We start from the raw sequence: 17311 nt of genomic DNA on the forward strand, positions 1-17311 counted from the left end.
ATCCTTTGTTTGAACATTCCTCGGCCAGCGAGAAGGTGTTGAAAGTCGCTGCCGTAAGGCATTGCGCGCGGCGGCGAAGAGTCGTCGCGCGCGATCGTTTCATTCATGCCCCGGAAAGCCCCGCAGGGTGGCCCGCCATCAGCAGTCCGGCCAAGCATAGCGCCTGACTGGATTGATTCGAAAAATTGTTGCCAAGTATCTTTTACAGCAGGTCTTTTATCAACAATTCAGCCACCTGCACAGCATTGAGCGCGGCACCCTTGCGTACGTTATCTGACGTCAGCCACAAATTAAGTTCCGACAGGTCGTCGATACCATGGCGAACCCGACCAACGTAGACCACGTCCTGCCCTACCGCATCGCCTACCGGCGTCGGGTAATCACCTGCTTCTACCAGCTCTATACCGGGAGCGTCTTCCAGGGCGGCGTTGACTTTCGCCAGATCGATGTCACTCGCGGACTGCAAGGTCACGCTAAAGCTATCGCCAAAAAACACCGGGGCTTGAATGCAAGTGACGGAAATCTTTAATAAAGGCAGCGCCATGACCTGTCGCACTTCACGCACCAGACGTTTTTCCAACAACGTATGACCTTGCTCATCCGGCTTGCCGACCTGCGCCAACAGGTTGAAGGCCATCTGCCGATCAAAGAATGTCGGCTCCAACGGACGCACATTCAGCAGCTCGGCGGTTTGCCGGGCCAGCTCGGTCACGGCTTCGCGGCCCTGGGCAGACACCGCCAGGCTGGCGGTCAGGTTGATGCGTTGCAGGTCGAGCAAACCGAGCAGCGGCGCCAGTACCACCGCCAGCGTGGTGGCTGACGGGCTTGGGCTGCTGACCTGGAACGGTTTTTTCAGACCGGTCAGCACCTGCGCATTGGCTTCAGGCACGACTTGTGGTGCCTGATCAGCCGGCAAGGCGCCGGACAAGTCGATCAGCGAGCAACCGGCCGCCGTGGCACGCGACGCGAAACTCAGGGTCACCGCCGGGCCGGCAGCGAAGAACACCAACTGCACTTTGCTGAAATCGAACTCATCGACTTCCCGCACCCGTACGTTCTTGCCGCGAAACGGCACCGAATGCCCGGCCGATTCGCTGCTGGCCAGCAGGTGCAGATTGCCGACCGGGAAGTCGCGCTCTTCAAGAATCTGCACGAGCGTTTCGCCGACAGTACCGGTGGCGCCGATCACGGCAATATCAAAGGACTGGCTCATGGTTCTACCTCTGGCGAAACGGGGGGAGCGGCACTTTACCGGGTGGTTGGCGCACAGGCAATTATGTGGCGTCTGTACCGGCCTCATCGCGGGCAAGCCCGCCCCCACAGGTTTAGTGTTGCCCCCAGATTCTTCGTACGACACAAACCTTGTGGGAGCGGGCTTGCTCGCGATGACGGCCGATCAGACACCCAAGAAGCCACAGACTGCCGGGAATAAAAAAACCCGCACCTCTTTCAAGGCACGGGTTCGTTCATTACTTCAATCGATCAACGCTCAAGCAGAATCCGCAGCATGCGACGCAACGGTTCGGCCGCGCCCCACAGCAGTTGGTCGCCGACAGTGAACGCGCCGACGTACTGCGTGCCCATGTTGAGCTTGCGCAGACGGCCAACCGGTACGTTCAGGGTGCCGGTGACTTTCGTCGGGCTCAGTTCCTGGATGCTGGCTTCGCGGTTGTTCGGCACCAGCTTGACCCAAGGGTTGTGCTGGCTGATCAGCCCTTCGATGTCGGCGATCGGCACGTCTTTGTTCAGCTTGATGGTCAGCGCCTGGCTGTGGCAACGCATGGCGCCGATGCGCACGCAGATGCCATCCACCGGGATCGGGCTCTTGAAGCGACCGAGGATCTTGTTGGTCTCGGCCTGGGCTTTCCACTCTTCGCGGCTCTGGCCGTTCGGCAGTTCCTTGTCGATCCACGGGATCAGGCTGCCGGCCAGCGGTACGCCGAAGTTTTCGGTCGGGTACGCGTCGCTGCGCATGGCTTCGGCCACACGGCGGTCGATTTCGAGGATGGCGCTGGCCGGGTCGGCCAGTTGATCGGCGACAGCAGCGTGGGTCGCGCCCATCTGCTTGATCAGTTCACGCATGTTCTGCGCGCCGGCACCGGAGGCCGCCTGATAGGTCATGGCGCTCATCCACTCGACCAGACCGGCTTCGAACAGACCACCCAGCCCCATCAGCATCAGGCTGACAGTGCAGTTGCCGCCGATGTAGTTCTTGGTGCCCGCGTCGAGCTGCTGGTCGATGACCTTGCGGTTCACCGGGTCCAGCACGATCACCGCGTCGTCCTGCATGCGCAGGCTGGAAGCGGCGTCGATCCAGTAACCCTGCCAGCCGGCTTCGCGCAGTTTCGGGAAAACTTCGCTGGTGTAGTCGCCACCCTGGCAGGTCAGAATCACGTCGAGGGTTTTCAGCTCTTCAATGCTGTAAGCGTCCTTGAGCGGAGCAATGTCCTTGCCCACGGACGGGCCTTGGCCACCGACATTGGAAGTGGTGAAAAACACCGGCTCAATAAGATCGAAATCCTGCTCTTCCAGCATCCGCTGCATGAGCACGGAACCGACCATACCGCGCCAACCGATCAGACCTACACGTTTCATCGCAACTACACCTTCTTTAAAAAGTGGGCCGCTGCTTTCAAGAGTGAAAGTTGCAGCGGGCCCGAGAGATTACAGATTCCGCAGCGCGGCGACTACTGCGTCGCCCATTTCCTGCGTACCGACTTTAGTGCAACCGGCCGACCAGATGTCGCCCGTGCGCAGACCTTGGTCCAATACCAGACTAACGGCCTTCTCGATCGCGTCGGCCGCACCCTGCTGATTGAAGCTGTAACGCAACATCATCGACACCGACAAAATGGTCGCCAACGGGTTGGCAATGCCTTTGCCCGCGATGTCCGGCGCAGAGCCGTGGCACGGCTCGTACATGCCTTTGTTATGGGTATCCAGCGACGCCGACGGCAGCATGCCGATGGAACCGGTGAGCATCGACGCCTGGTCGGACAGGATGTCGCCGAACAGGTTGTCGGTGACGATCACGTCGAACTGCTTCGGCGCACGCACCAACTGCATTGCAGCGTTATCGACGTACATGTGGCTCAGTTCGACTTCAGGGTAATCCTTGGCCACTTCTTCGACGATTTCACGCCACAGCTGGCTTGAGGCCAGCACATTGGCCTTGTCCACCGAGCACAGCTTCTTGCCGCGGACCATGGCCATGTCGAAACCGACACGGGCGATACGGCGGATTTCGCTTTCGCTGTAAGGCAGCGTGTCGTAGGACTGACGCTCGCCGTTTTCCAGCGTGCGAGTGCCACGCGGAGCGCCGAAGTAGATGCCGCCGGTCAGTTCGCGGACGATCAGGATGTCCAGGCCAGCCACGATTTCAGGCTTCAGGCTCGACGCCTCGGCCAGTTGCGGGTACAGGATCGCCGGACGCAGGTTGCCGAACAGGCCCAGTTGCGCACGGATTTTCAGCAGGCCGCGCTCAGGGCGGATGTCACGCTCGATTGCGTCCCATTTCGGACCGCCCACCGCGCCCAGCAGAACAGCATCAGCCGCACGGGCACGTTCCAGGGTTTCGTCAGCCAGCGGCACGCCGTGCTTGTCGATGGCTGCGCCGCCAATTACGTCATGGCTCAGCTCGAAGCCCAGGCTGTACTTGTCGTTCGCCAGTTCCAGCACCTTGACTGCTTCGGCCATGATTTCCGGGCCAATACCGTCACCTGGGAGAATCAGAATCTGCTTGCTCATGCTTTCCTCATGTCATCAGTCGGTGCGCCCATGGGCACGCCCGGAAAAAGTCGTTTGACGCTTATTTTTCAGCCATCAGTACCAGCACGTCGGTACTGAACGAACCATCGGCCTCAATCTCAAAATATTCGCGCACTTCATTACCCATCGATTGCTGCAACTCGCGGATTGCCGCACGCATCACTTCTGGCGTGCGCATGCGCTCGACCCAGGAGGTGTACTCCAGACGCAGCCGTTGACGGGTGGTGCTACGGGTATGCAACCCCGCTTCACTGACCTGACGCAACCACTCGCCGGCGGAATAATCGCGCACGTGACTGGTGTCGCGCAGCACTTCGACGCTTTGCAGGTAAGTGTCGAACAATGGACTGCCCGGTGACAACACGTCGATGAACGCCGCCACCCCGCCCGGTTTCAGCACCCGACGCACTTCCCGCAGGGCCAGGCCGAGATCGCTCCAGTGGTGTGCCGAATAGCGACTGAAGACGAAATCGAACTCGCCATCGGCGAATGGCAGGCGCTCGGCGGCACCATTAACCGTGGACACGTTGCTCAAACCGCGATCGACGGCGGCCGCAGTGACCACATCGAGCATTTGCTGCGACAGATCGTAAGCCACCACTTCCTTGACCAACGATGCCACGTGGAAACTCACATGACCGGCGCCGCAACCCAGGTCCAGCACTCGAGCATCGCCCTGCCCTGCCAGTTCGGCCTGTAGCAGTGCGAATTCGGTGCCTTGAGCGTGTACGGCGCTGCTCAGGTAGGCCGAGGCCTGTTCACCGAATTGCTTTTGTACAACCTGGCTGTGCTGGGCGTTGCTGGTCATGGGGACTTCCTTTTGGGGTTTAGCCTTGTGGTGTCAGTTCTGGCCTCATCGCGGGCAAGCCCGCTCCCACAGTGATTTTCGCCGTTCACAAAACCTGTGGGAGCGGGCTTGCCCGCGATGGCGTAATTACGCCTTACACAAAATCAAACGTCACGAAACAACCACGGCTGGCTCGCCCGGTGTTTGCTTTCAAACGATGCAATCGCTTCGTGATCCATCAACGTCAGGCCGATGTCATCCAGACCATTCACCAGGCAATGCTTGCGGAACTCGTCCAATTCGAATTTGTAGGCCTTGCCATCAGGCCGGGTCACGGTCTGGGCTTGCAGGTCAACCGTCAACTCGTAGCCAGGATTCGCCTCGACCTGCTGGAACAGCTCATCCACTTCAGCGTCGCTCAAGATGATCGGCAGCAAGCCGTTCTTGAAGCTGTTGTTGTAGAAGATGTCGGCATAGCTCGGAGCGATGATGCTGCGGAAACCGTACTCTTCCAACGCCCATGGCGCGTGCTCACGGCTGGAGCCGCAACCGAAGTTCTCGCGGGCCAGCAGCACGCTGGCGCCTTGATAACGCTCGGCGTTGAGCACGAAATCCTTGTTCAGCGGACGCTTGGAGTTGTCCTGGTAGGCATAGCCCACGTCCAGGTAACGCCATTCGTCAAACAGGTTCGGGCCAAAACCGGTGCGCTTGATCGACTTCAAGAATTGCTTCGGAATGATCTGATCGGTGTCGACGTTGGCACGGTCCAATGGCGCGACCAAACCGGTGTGTTGGGTAAAAGCTCTCATGTGCGGTTCCTCAGATCAGTTCGCGAACGTCGATGAAACGACCGTTGACGGCAGCCGCCGCGGCCATGGCCGGGCTGACCAGGTGCGTACGGCCACCGGCACCCTGACGCCCTTCGAAGTTGCGGTTGGAGGTCGATGCGCAATGCTCGCCCGACTCCAAACGGTCCGGGTTCATCGCCAGGCACATCGAGCAACCCGGTTCACGCCACTCGAAACCGGCTTCGAGGAAAATCTTGTCCAGGCCTTCAGCCTCGGCTTGCGCCTTCACCAGGCCCGAGCCCGGCACCACGATGGCCTGCTTGATGGTCGAAGCCACCTTGCGGCCTTTGGCGATCACCGCAGCAGCGCGCAGGTCTTCGATCCGTGAGTTGGTGCAGGAACCGATAAATACACGGTCCAGCTGAATGTCGGTGATCGCCTGATTGGCGCTCAAACCCATGTATTTCAAGGCGCGTTCGATGGAGCCGCGTTTGACGAGGTCCATTTCCTTCGCCGGGTCCGGCACGTTCTGATCAACCGCCAAGACCATCTCGGGCGAAGTGCCCCAACTGACTTGTGGTTTGATCTGAGTCGCGTCGAGCTCGACCACGGTGTCGAATACTGCATCGGTGTCGGAGACCAAATCTTTCCAGGCCTCGACCGCCATGTCCCATTCCGCACCTTTCGGGGCAAATGGACGGCCCTTGACGTAAGCCACGGTTTTTTCGTCGGCAGCCACCAGCCCAACACGAGCACCGGCCTCGATGGACATGTTGCAGATGGTCATGCGGCCTTCGACGGACAAATCGCGAATCGCGCTGCCAGCGAACTCGATGGCGTGGCCGTTACCGCCGGCGGTGCCGATCTTGCCGATAACGGCCAGCACGATGTCTTTGGCGGTCACGCCGAACGGCAATTTGCCCTCGACCGACACCAGCATGTTTTTCATTTTCTTGGCCACCAGGCATTGCGTGGCGAACACATGCTCGACCTCGGAAGTGCCGATGCCGTGGGCCAAGGCACCAAACGCACCGTGAGTGGAAGTGTGCGAGTCGCCGCAAACCACGGTCATGCCCGGCAAGGTGGCACCCTGCTCCGGGCCGATCACATGAACGATGCCCTGACGCACGTCATTCATTTTGAATTCAGTGATGCCATATTCGTCGCAGTAGTCATCGAGGGTTTGCACCTGCAAACGCGAGACCTGGTCGGTAATCGCTTCGATGCCGCCCTTGCGATCCGGCGTGGTCGGCACGTTGTGGTCCGGGGTGGCGATGATCGAATCAACGCGCCAAGGCTTGCGCCCGGCCAGGCGCAGGCCTTCGAAAGCTTGGGGCGAAGTCACTTCATGGATGATGTGGCGGTCGATATAGATCAGCGACGACCCATCGTCGCGCCGTTTCACTTCATGGGAGTCCCAGAGCTTGTCGTAAAGCGTTTTGCCGGCCATCAGACGGTTCCTCATCAGCTTGTTTCTATGCCCTGGGTCTTGAGTGATTCAATAACCCCTTGGCTTGTGAGGTCGATCCTAGGGGGTTACATTAAATAACTCAAATTCATATTTTTTATACTTTGGATAACCAACTGGAATACAACAATGGATCTGGCCAACCTCAATGCTTTTATCGCGATTGCCGAGACCGGGAGCTTCTCCGGTGCTGGTGAACGACTGCACCTGACGCAACCGGCCATCAGTAAACGTATCGCCGGGCTGGAGCAACAATTGAAAGTGCGTCTGTTTGATCGCCTCGGTCGTGAGGTGGGCCTGACCGAGGCCGGACGCGCTTTGCTGCCGCGCGCCTATCAGATCCTCAACGTGCTCGATGACACCCGCCGCGCCCTGACCAACCTGAGCGGCGAAGTGTCCGGCCGCCTGACCCTGGCCACCAGCCACCACATCGGCCTGCACCGCTTGCCGCCCTTATTAAGGGAGTTCACCCGACGTTACCCACAGGTGGCGCTGGATATTCAGTTTCTGGATTCGGAAGTGGCCTACGAAGAAATCCTCCACGGCCGCGCCGAATTGGCGGTCATCACCCTGGCGCCAGAACCTCACGCACTGGTTAAAGCCACGCCAGTGTGGGATGACCCGCTGGATTTCGTGGTCGCCCCGGAGCATTCGCTGATCAGCAACGGCCCGGTCACTTTGACGGATATCGCCCTGCATCCCGCGGTATTCCCCGGCGGCAATACCTTTACTCACCACATTGTCCGTCGTCTGTTCGAGACTCAGGGCCTGACGCCCAACATCGCCATGAGCACCAACTATCTGGAAACCATCAAGATGATGGTATCGATCGGCCTGGCCTGGAGCGTATTGCCGCGCACCATGCTCGATGATCAAGTTGCACGAATACCTTTGCCGGGCATACAACTCACTCGCCAGCTAGGCTATATCCTGCACACCGAACGGACGCTGTCGAATGCCGCAAGGGCTTTTATGGCCTTGCTGGATGCACAAAACGATCTGCCAGGGACTCAAGGCTAAGTTGTGCTACTGCTATAGAGCCGCGAATTCCTGTGCCTAACGCCCAATTCAGCCCAAGGCTTGCCAATGCCGAAATCTGTTGACCGTATTCCGCCGATGCCGCGTATACAAGCGCTTGACCCAAAACGGTCGGAGCAGAGCTGGGAAAGTGCGCCGCAATTGCTGGCCGCCCTCAACGGGGCACGGTTGGGTGCCTGGTATTGGGACATCGAACGCGGGCAGATCAGTTGGTCCCGGGGCACCCAGGCGTTGTTCGGTTTCGATCCCAGGCAGCCATTGCCGGCCGATCTGGAATACCTCGATTTGTTGCCGCCGGAGGATCGGGCGAAAACCATACGCGCCTTCGACGCGGTGATTGCCGGTGCGCCGCTGGAACAGGCAATGCACCACCGCATTCGCTGGCCCGACGGCAGCCTGCACTGGCTGGAGATCAACGGCAGCCTGCTGCCGGACAAACATGGCCGGCCGCGCATGATCGGGGTGATCCGCGAAATCACCCATCAGCGCCAGCGCGAACAGGCGCTGAGCAGCTCGGAAAAACGCTTCGCGACGCTGTTTCACCTGTGCCCGAACATGGTGCTGCTGACCCGTCAGGAAGACGGCTTGATCACCGAAGCCAACCAGTATTTCGAAAGCCTGTTCGGCTGGCCGGTGCAGGACGCCATTGGCCGCACCACCGTGGAACTGGGCCTGTGGGTGCACCCGGAGCAACGGGCACAACTGGTCAAGGCCACCAAGGCCAAAGGCGAACTGGTCAGCATGGAGGTGCAGTTTCGCGCCAGCAATGGCCAAGTCCATGACGGCATCCTCAGCGCTCAAAAGGTCGAACTCGAAGGCCAGCCGTTTCTGCTGAGTACGTTTCTCGACACCACCGAACGCAAAGCCGCCGAGCTTGCCCTGAAAGACAGCCAGGAGCGCCTCGACCTGGCGCTGGACTCGGCGCAACTCGGCACCTGGGACTGGCATATTCCCAGCGGCATGCTTTACGGCTCGGCCCGCGCCGCGCAATTGCACGGACTGGAAGCCAAACCCTTCCATGAATCCTTCGATGCGTTTTTCGAAGGCGTACCCGATGAAGAACGCGGCAGCATGCGCGATGCCTACCGCAGTCTGCGCGAAGGCCCGGCCGGCAACTATCAGCTGACCTACCGCGTGCAGCTGGCGGATGGCAGTTCGCGCTATCTGGAAAGCCGCGCGCGGCTCTACCGCGATGAAAATGGTGCCCCGCTGCGCATGGCCGGCACCCTGCTCGACATCACCGATCAGGTGGAGCGCGAACAGCGGCTGGTGGCGTCCGAAGAGAAATTCGCCACTTTGTTCCAGGTCAGCCCGGACCCGATCTGCGTGACTCACCAGGACTCCGGCCAGTTCATCGAAATCAACTCCAGTTTTTCGCAGACCTTTGGCTGGAGCGCCACCGACGTGATTGGCCGCAGTGGCGACGAAATCGGCTTGTGGGACGCCTCGGCGAAAAGCCTGCGACGGATCGAACAAGTGATCCGCGAACAAGGGCTGAACAACGTAGCCATCGTCGTTCAGCACAAGGACGGGCAATCCCTGACCTGCGTGATTTCCAGCCGACAGATCAGCGTCGGCGACCAACCGTGCATCGTCACGACCCTGCGCGATATCACCCAGCAACAACGCTCGGAAGCGGCGCTCAAGGCCAGCGAAGAGAAATTCGCCAAGGCGTTCCACTCAAGCCCCGACGCCATCACCATCACCGAGCGAGACACCGGGCGCTATCTGGAGGTCAACGACGGCTTCTGCCGTCTGACGGGCTACCGCGCCGATGAAGTGGTCGGCCGCACGGTGTATCAGGTGGGTATTTGGGCAGAAGAGAAACAACGCTCGGAGCTGCTGGCTGAACTGCAGATCAAGGGCCGGGTACACCATCAGGAAATGCTTGGGCGCAACAAGCGCGGCGAGTTGCTGACCGTCGAAGTCTCGGTGGAGCCGATCACCCTCAACGAAACTGCTTGCCTGCTATTGACCGCTCGCGACGTCAGCCTGCTGAAAAACGCTGAAGCGCAGATCCGTCACCTGGCCTACCACGACCCGCTGACCAACCTGCCCAATCGCGCGCTGCTGATGGACCGCCTGAGCCAGCAGATTGCCCTGCTCAAGCGCCACAACCTGCGCGGAGCCTTGATGTTTCTCGACCTCGATCACTTCAAGCACATCAATGATTCGCTCGGCCATCCGGTGGGCGATACGGTGTTGAAAATCATCACTGCGCGCCTTGAAGCCAGCGTGCGCATGGAGGACACCGTCGCACGGCTGGGCGGTGACGAATTCGTGGTGCTGCTCAGCGGCCTCGAAGGCTCGCGCAACGAAGTCAGCGAACAGGTTCGGGAGCTGGCGGACACCTTGCGTGAACTGCTGTCGGAGCCGATGTTCCTCGACGGACAACGCCTGCAAGTGACCCCGAGCATCGGCATCGCGCTGATCCCCGATCACGGCTCGACCCCGACCGACCTGCTCAAACGCGCCGACATCGCCCTCTACCGGGCCAAGGATTCAGGCCGCAATACCACGCAGATGTACCACAACACCATGCAAAAAGCGGCGAGCGAACGCCTGCGCATGGAAACCGACCTGCGCCTGGCCCTTTCCCGGGGCGAGTTCCGCGTGCACTACCAACCACAGGTGGACGCCCGGAGCGACCGCATCGTCGGCGCCGAAGCGCTTGTGCGCTGGAACCACCCCGAACTCGGCGCGCAATCACCCACCGAGTTCATCAAAGTGCTGGAGGACAGCGGGCTGATTCTGGAAGTCGGTACCTGGATCATCGATGACGCCTGCGAGGCGTTCAAACAATTGACCGCCAAAGGCCTGCTGGACCCGCTCGACTTCAGCTTGTGCGTCAATATCAGCCCGCGGCAATTCCGCCAGAACGATTTCGTCGAGCGTATCGAACACAGCCTCGTCAGCCACGGCCTGCCCTGCTCGCTGCTGAAACTGGAAATCACCGAAGGCATCGTCATCCAGAACCTGGAAGACACCATCAGCAAAATGCGTCGCCTGAAAAAACTCGGGGTGAGCTTTGCGATGGACGATTTCGGCACCGGTTATTCTTCGCTGACCTACCTCAAGCGCCTGCCGGTCGACACCCTGAAAATCGACCAGTCGTTTATCCGCGATGCCACCACCGACCCCAACGACGCCGAGATCATCCGCGCGATCGTCGCCATGGCTCGGAGCCTGGAATTGAAAGTGATTGCCGAAGGGGTGGAGACGCCAGAACAGCTGGAATTCTTGCAGGGGCTGGGCTGCCATTTTTATCAAGGGTATTTGCACAGCCCACCGCTGCCAGTGGATGAGTTTCAAAAACTGCTCAAGTGACGGGCACAAAAAAGGGCGCCAGTGGCGCCCTTTTCATTGCTCTGACTCAGTGCTGCAGAGCTGGTTTTTGCGTCCCGTTGATCGGGATGCGTTTGGCTTTCGCCTCTTCCGGAATCATGCGCAGCAGGTCGATGCTCAACAGTCCGTTGCGCAGGTCAGCGGTCTTGATCTCGATGTGATCCGCCAAGCGGAACGACAGCTTGAACGCACGCTGGGCGATGCCTTGATGCAGGAACGTCACGCCTTCAGTCGCGTCACGTTTACCGCCACTGATGGTCAGCACGCCCTTCTCGACTTGCAGCTCCAGGTCTTCTTCCTGGAAACCGGCGGCCGCGACGACGATGCGGTATTGGTCGTCACCGTGTTTTTCGACGTTGTAAGGTGGGTAGGCGCTGCCCGGCTCGTTGCGCAGAGCGGTTTCGAACAAGTCATTGAAACGGTCGAAACCTACCGAGGAACGGAACAGCGGTGCCATGGAAAATGCAGTAGTCATGATTCAAATCTCCTGAAAAGATCAGCAAGTTTTTTGTCTCCGCGACCCGAATTCGGCATCGCGTAATCCTTAAATAAGGACCGCTGATTGCTTTTCAAGAGATTGATTTCAGATTTTTTCAGGCGGCTTCGAGTACCCGAAGACCCAGTAAACGCGAGACCTGATCCAGGTCGGTCTCACGACGCAGCACGGTGAACAGCTCGACCGCTTCGGGATAATTACGGGTCAGCATCGCCAGCCACTGCTTCAAGCGACCCGGCGATTGGCGTGGTGTCATCTGCGCCTTGGCTTGCAGCCAGAAGTCCTGAATCAATGGCAGCAGCTCGGCCCAGGTCATCTCGACGACGTCCTCACCAGCCCGCGCCATTACGATTTGCCGCGCCAAATCCGGGCGCGAAACCAGGCCGCGACCGAGCATGATGTCCTCGACGCCGCTGATTTCGCGGCAACGACGCCAGTCCTCGACGCTCCAGATGTCGCCATTGGCGAACACCGGAACCTTGACCACGTCCTGTACCCGGGGGATCCATTCCCAGTGGGCCGGCGGCTTGTAGCCGTCGGTTTTAGTCCGCGCATGCACCACGATGTGCGCCGCGCCACCTTCGGCCAGGGCGGTGGCGCAGACCAGCGCACCATCCGGGCTGTCGAAACCGAGGCGCATCTTGGCGGTCACCGGAATGTGCGCCGGAACAGCGCGACGCACGTGTTCGACGATCTCGTTGAGCAGTTCAGGTTCTTTGAGCAGCACCGCGCCGCCGCGGGACTTGTTGACGGTCTTGGCCGGGCAGCCGAAATTCAGGTCGATAACTTCGGAACCCAATTCGCAAGCCAGCGCCGCGTTTTCCGCCAGGCACACTGGATCGGAACCCAACAGCTGAACCCGCAACGGCACGCCCGACGCGGTGCGCGCGCCGTTCAGCAGTTCCGGGCCGAACTTGTGGTAATAGGCAGGCGTTAGCAATTGATCGTTGATCCGAATGAACTCGGTCACGCACCAATCGATACCGCCCACACGAGTCAGCACGTCCCGCAGGATGTTGTCGACCAACCCCTCCATGGGCGCCAAAGCAATTTGCATGAAAAACACACTCAACGAAAAAACGTGCGGCAGTTTACTCGAAAGCGTCGATTAGATCGCGACTTGCAACGCGGGGCCGTAGCCCTCGATGAATTCCGCTGGCATGCGCTTGGGCTTGCCGGTCGACAGTTCGATGCAAACGAACGTGGTTTGCGCCCGCAACAGCGTGGTGTTATCGCTAGGGCGTTTCAGCTGGAAGTGCCGGGTCATTTTCAGGCGCTGGTCCCAATCGACGATCCAGGTCGCCAATTGCAACTCATCGCCTTCATAGGCGGCCGCCAGGTAATCGATCTCGTGCCGCACCACCGCCATCGCCCGATCCAGCCGACGGTACTCGACCAGGTCCAGGCCGAGCCGCTGAGAGTGGCGCCAGGCACAGCGTTCGAGCCAGGTCACGTACACCGCGTTATTGGCGTGCCCCAACCCATCGATGTCTTCGGCGCCGACTTCCAGATCAATGATAAATGGCGTTGCCCGATCCCAGCCCATGCCCCACTCCCGGTCAGATGATTTCAACCGGGGCAGTGTAACGGATGCTCAGGCCGATTGGCGCGATTGCAGACTGCGACCGGCCAACAGTGATAGCACGCCATCAATCACCCGAGGATCCGCCAGTACCCGCTGATGACCACCCTCCTCCAGGCGCAACAGGCGACTGTCGAACCAGGCCTCGTTGATCAACTGGGACTCCTTGACCGAAACGTAGTGGTCATCTTCGGCGTGAACGATCAAGCCAGGCATGTCGAGCTGATAGTGCGCGACATCCAGCGTCGCAGCGCGCATGCCGACGTCTTTCTCGACCTGACGAATGAACGCTGAACGGGCCTTCGGTGGCAGCCCCACATAGCGCGCGAAACCGCGCAGTACACCGAGAATGCGCGCTGGAGCGGCGATTGTGACCAGGGTTTCGGTGCGCAAGCCCAGCTGGACTGCGAGCATGGCACTGGCGCCGCCCATGGAGTGACCGATGACCGCTTGCAGAGGTGGCAACTCGGCCGCCGCTTCAAGCATGGCTCGGGCGAACAGCACCACATTGGCCTCGTTACCAGGAGAGCGACCGTGAGCCGGACCGTCCAGCGCAACCACGGTGTAACCGGCATCGACCAGTGCGTTGATGAGGCTGGCAAACTGCGTTGGCCGACCTTCCCAACCGTGCATCAATAACACCGCAGGGCCTTGCCCCCAACGCAGCGCCGAGAGACCGAAGCGCAGGGTGATGCGTTCCGATTTGGCCAGCAGCGGCAGCTCCCAGTCACGCGGCGGAAAGTCCCGTGGCGTCATGAATGCCAGTCGCATTTTGCTCGCCACCAGTTTCGGTGCAAACCAGCCCAAGGTGCCATTAACGCCACGAACCCACTTCAACGTGCTCATCGCTCTCACTCCTCAGGCTAATGCCTTTAGGTCACAGCACCGCAGACTTGGCGGCGCGTAGCAATCGGTCGGACAACTCTCCTGGCCCAAGCGCCCGTGCCAGGGCCAAACCACCGACCATCAAGGCCATGTCGGCCAAAGCTTTGTCGGTCTCTTCCGGACTGGCCGCCAATTGCGCGACCATCATTTCCACGTGCTCATTCAACGCCACACGAAATTCGTCCGGCAAACGACCCAGCTCACCGACCGAGGCCGGGATCGGGCACGCTGAATCAGAGGAGTCACGGTGTTTGCGCGACAGGTAAAACGCAGCCACCAGTGCGCGACGTTCTTCGCCGGTCAATTCGGCATCCATGTCGGCGATCAAGCCACGACGGTGACCGAGCAACTGCTTGAACGCTTCCAGCATCATCGCGTCCTTGCTTTCGAAGTGTGCGTAGAAGCCGCCGACGGTCAGGCCGGCCGCGCCCATCACTTCGCCCACGCTCGGTTCGGCCGGGCCACGCTGAATCAGCGCTGCGCTGGCGGCCTTAAGGATGCGTTCGCGGGTTTGAGCTTTTTTATCGTTCATCGTTGCCTCCGAATATTACGACTAGAATATTATTCTCATAATAATTTTCCGCAAGTCGTGGATGTGACCGCTGGTCTGAAGAACAGTTTGAAAGAAATGAGGGATTTTGGCCAAACGCCAGACAAACAAAAGGGCCATTCAATAATTGAATGACCCTTATAAAATCCCGCAGAGCGGGTAATCGTGGCGTCCCCTAGGGGACTCGAACCCCTGTTACCGCCGTGAAAGGGCGGTGTCCTAGGCCACTAGACGAAGGGGACGCAAAACCTTCTATACAACTGATCAGTGCTGAGAGCTGATCGATTCAAGGCCGGTGTGGCCAGACCTTGAACTGTAAAATTGGTGGAGCTTAGCGGGATCGAACCGCTGACCTCCTGCATGCCATGCAGGCGCTCTCCCAGCTGAGCTAAAGCCCCGGATTTTTCGCCTCGCGGCGGAGCGACATCTTGCAACATCGCTTCTGTAAAACTGGCGTCCCCTAGGGGACTCGAACCCCTGTTACCGCCGTGAAAGGGCGGTGTCCTAGGCCACTAGACGAAGGGGACGCAAACCCTTCTATACAACAGATCAACCCTTAGAGTTGATCGCTTCAAGACCGGTGTGGCCAGACCTTGAAGTGTAAATTGGTGGAGCTAGACGGGATCGAACCGTCGACCTCTTGCATGCCATGCAAGCGCTCTCCCAGCTGAGCTATAGCCCCTCATCGCTGAGGACGGGGCGAATCTTAATGGCGCATCGGAAGGCTGTCAAACTTATTTTTAAAATATTTCAAAGTTTTTTGCCGACATAACAATCACTTACCGCCCTTCCCCGTAAATCCGGGGTGTATCCGTCCCTGTAGCAGCTGCCGCAGGCTGCGTTCGCGTGCGCAGCGCTCGCAATCCGGGCGCCCTGCCCTTTCGGAAAGATTGCGCAGCGGCCTTTGGGGCCGCTGCGCAGCCCAACGCAGCCTTCGGCAGCTGCTACAGGGGAACGCTGGGAATCAGGCGATGTTGCCCAACAGTTTTTCCCACTCCTTGTTTTCCTTCTTCGACACGCCGCCCAGCAAGTCGATCGCCTGGCGCAGACGGAAACGAGTCAAATCCGGACCGAGGATTTCCATCGCATCGAGCACCGACACCGAACTGGCCTGGCCAGTGATCGAGGCAAACATCAGCGGCATGGCGTCACGCAGCTTCAGCTCCAGGGATTCGACCACCGCTTGAATCGTTGCGGTGATGCTGTCCTTCTCCCACTGACGCAGGCTTTCCAGTTTCCACAGAATCAACTGCATCAACTGACGAACCTGATCGCTCGAGAGCTTCTTGGATTCGAACAGCTTGGCGTCCGGGCTCACGCCACCGGCGAAGAAGAACCCGGCCAGCGGTGCGACCTGGCTGAAGGTTTCAACCCGGCCCTGCACGTGCGGTGCGATTTTCATCATGTATTCCGGGTTCAGCGCCCAGGTCTGCAGCCGGGAGGCGAACTCTTCCACCGGTAGGTCACGCAGCCACTGGCCGTTAAGCCACGACAGCTTCTCGATGTCGAAAATCGGCCCGCCCAGGGAGACACGGCTCAGATCAAAGTTATCGACCATTTCCTGCAACGAGAACTTCTCGCGCTCGTCCGGCATCGACCAGCCCATGCGGCCCAAATAGTTGAGCATCGCTTCCGGCATGAAACCCATGCGCTCATAGAACGTCACCGAGGTCGGGTTCTTGCGCTTGGACAGCTTGCTCTTGTCCGGGTTACGCAGCAGCGGCATATAGCACAGCTGCGGTTGTTCCCAGCCGAAATATTCGTAAAGCAGAATCAGTTTTGGCGCCGATGGCAGCCACTCTTCACCGCGCAGAACATGGGTGATGCCCATCAGATGGTCATCGACCACGTTGGCCAGGAAGTATGTCGGCAGGCCGTCGGTCTTCATCAGCACTTGCATGTCCATGCGATCCCACGGGATCTCGACGTCGCCACGCAGCATGTCCGGCACCACACAAACACCTTCGCTCGGCACTTTCATGCGGATCACGTGAGGTTCGCCAGCGGCCAGACGGCGCGCGACTTCTTCCTTGGACAGCAACAGCGCACGGCCGTCGTAACGCGGGGTTTCACCGCGGGCCATTTGCTCGGCGCGCATCTGGTCCAGCTCTTCAGCTGTACAGAAGCACGGGAAAGCGTGGCCCATTTCGACCAGCTGCTGGCAGTACTTCTGATAGATGTCGCCGCGCTCGCTCTGACGGTAAGGACCGTGCGGGCCGCCAACGTCCGGGCCTTCGCTCCAGTCGATACCCAACCAGCGCAAGGCGTCGAAAATTTGTTGTTCGGATTCGCGGGTCGAGCGCAATTGGTCAGTGTCTTCGATCCGCAGGATGAACTCACCGCCGTGCTGCTTGGCAAAGCAGTAGTTGAACAAAGCGATGTAAGCGGTACCTACGTGGGGGTCCCCGGTAGGCGATGGCGCGATGCGAGTGCGGACGGTGGTCATGGCAAGTCTCGAAATGAAGATAAAACAAAGGGCGAATGGTAACAGGCGTTGCCCGCCCGGCTCCAGTGAGCTGGGCATTTAAGCCAAGGTTGCGTCTACAACGCGCTCCAGCCTTGGTGAATGGCCGATTATCAGCCGATGGCATTTACCCATCATTC

Annotated in this window: 14 protein-coding genes and 4 tRNA genes; 2 read left to right on the plus strand and 16 right to left on the minus strand. The window is 59.5% G+C overall.

What is annotated here, in order from left to right; translation table 11 throughout:
• Positions 1 to 202 precede the first annotated feature (202 nt).
• The 6 genes from FQ185_RS08745 to leuC form a co-directional block, all read right to left on the minus strand.
• Positions 203 to 1213 (minus strand): aspartate-semialdehyde dehydrogenase, encoded by a 1011-nt coding sequence (locus FQ185_RS08745; RefSeq protein WP_149417081.1) that lies wholly within the window; start codon positions 1211 to 1213, stop codon positions 203 to 205.
• 269 nt (positions 1214 to 1482) lie between these two features.
• The gene (asd, locus tag FQ185_RS08750) at positions 1483 to 2595 is read right to left on the minus strand and encodes an aspartate-semialdehyde dehydrogenase (RefSeq protein WP_149417082.1); all 1113 of its coding nucleotides are present in this window, start codon (positions 2593 to 2595) and stop codon (positions 1483 to 1485) included.
• Between the two features lie 69 nt (positions 2596 to 2664).
• Positions 2665 to 3747 carry a 3-isopropylmalate dehydrogenase gene (gene leuB, locus FQ185_RS08755; protein ID WP_149417083.1) on the minus strand — a complete coding sequence of 361 codons (1083 nt, stop codon included), beginning with the start codon at positions 3745 to 3747 and terminating at the stop codon, positions 2665 to 2667.
• Between the two features lie 61 nt (positions 3748 to 3808).
• Positions 3809 to 4576, minus strand: coding sequence for a class I SAM-dependent methyltransferase (locus FQ185_RS08760; protein ID WP_149417084.1), 768 nt, complete (start codon positions 4574 to 4576; stop codon positions 3809 to 3811).
• A gap of 143 nt (positions 4577 to 4719) precedes the next feature.
• The gene (leuD, locus tag FQ185_RS08765; RefSeq protein WP_149417085.1) at positions 4720 to 5364 is read right to left on the minus strand and encodes a 3-isopropylmalate dehydratase small subunit; all 645 of its coding nucleotides are present in this window, start codon (positions 5362 to 5364) and stop codon (positions 4720 to 4722) included.
• Between the two features lie 10 nt (positions 5365 to 5374).
• Positions 5375 to 6793 (minus strand): 3-isopropylmalate dehydratase large subunit, encoded by a 1419-nt coding sequence (gene leuC, locus FQ185_RS08770; RefSeq protein WP_149417086.1) that lies wholly within the window; start codon positions 6791 to 6793, stop codon positions 5375 to 5377.
• Positions 6794 to 6940: 147 nt separating this feature from the next.
• Between leuC and FQ185_RS08775 the strand changes: the two genes are divergently transcribed.
• Together FQ185_RS08775 and FQ185_RS08780 are read left to right on the plus strand one after the other, a co-directional pair.
• Complete coding sequence (locus FQ185_RS08775) at positions 6941 to 7831, plus strand: LysR family transcriptional regulator (protein WP_149417087.1); 891 nt, start codon at positions 6941 to 6943, stop codon at positions 7829 to 7831.
• A gap of 66 nt (positions 7832 to 7897) precedes the next feature.
• Positions 7898 to 11176 carry a PAS domain S-box protein gene (locus FQ185_RS08780; protein WP_149417088.1) on the plus strand — a complete coding sequence of 1093 codons (3279 nt, stop codon included), beginning with the start codon at positions 7898 to 7900 and terminating at the stop codon, positions 11174 to 11176.
• A gap of 46 nt (positions 11177 to 11222) precedes the next feature.
• Here the strand turns inward: FQ185_RS08780 and FQ185_RS08785 are convergent, their stop codons facing one another.
• The 10 genes from FQ185_RS08785 to gltX form a co-directional block, all read right to left on the minus strand.
• The gene (locus FQ185_RS08785; protein WP_149417089.1) at positions 11223 to 11669 is read right to left on the minus strand and encodes an Hsp20 family protein; all 447 of its coding nucleotides are present in this window, start codon (positions 11667 to 11669) and stop codon (positions 11223 to 11225) included.
• 118 nt (positions 11670 to 11787) lie between these two features.
• On the minus strand, positions 11788 to 12747 hold the full coding sequence (locus FQ185_RS08790) for a tRNA-dihydrouridine synthase (protein WP_149417090.1): 960 nt from the start codon (positions 12745 to 12747) through the stop codon (positions 11788 to 11790).
• A gap of 51 nt (positions 12748 to 12798) precedes the next feature.
• Positions 12799 to 13236 (minus strand): thioesterase family protein, encoded by a 438-nt coding sequence (locus tag FQ185_RS08795; RefSeq protein ID WP_123365482.1) that lies wholly within the window; start codon positions 13234 to 13236, stop codon positions 12799 to 12801.
• 48 nt (positions 13237 to 13284) lie between these two features.
• On the minus strand, positions 13285 to 14118 hold the full coding sequence (locus tag FQ185_RS08800; RefSeq protein WP_149417091.1) for an alpha/beta fold hydrolase: 834 nt from the start codon (positions 14116 to 14118) through the stop codon (positions 13285 to 13287).
• A gap of 31 nt (positions 14119 to 14149) precedes the next feature.
• On the minus strand, positions 14150 to 14689 hold the full coding sequence (locus tag FQ185_RS08805; protein WP_122838200.1) for a TetR/AcrR family transcriptional regulator: 540 nt from the start codon (positions 14687 to 14689) through the stop codon (positions 14150 to 14152).
• Between the two features lie 184 nt (positions 14690 to 14873).
• Positions 14874 to 14949: transfer RNA gene (locus tag FQ185_RS08810), tRNA-Glu, on the minus strand.
• 80 nt (positions 14950 to 15029) lie between these two features.
• Positions 15030 to 15105: transfer RNA gene (locus FQ185_RS08815), tRNA-Ala, on the minus strand.
• Positions 15106 to 15158: 53 nt separating this feature from the next.
• A tRNA-Glu gene (locus FQ185_RS08820) sits at positions 15159 to 15234 on the minus strand.
• Positions 15235 to 15313: 79 nt separating this feature from the next.
• Positions 15314 to 15389, minus strand: a tRNA-Ala gene (locus FQ185_RS08825).
• A 282-nt stretch (positions 15390 to 15671) separates the two neighbouring features.
• A complete protein-coding gene (gene gltX / locus FQ185_RS08830; RefSeq protein WP_149417092.1) occupies positions 15672 to 17153 on the minus strand; it encodes a glutamate--tRNA ligase in 1482 nt (493 codons plus the stop codon).
• Between the last annotated feature and the right edge of the window lie 158 nt (positions 17154 to 17311).

Origin of the sequence: Pseudomonas sp. ANT_H12B, assembly GCF_008369325.1 — a bacterium.
Lineage (GTDB): Bacteria > Pseudomonadota > Gammaproteobacteria > Pseudomonadales > Pseudomonadaceae > Aquipseudomonas.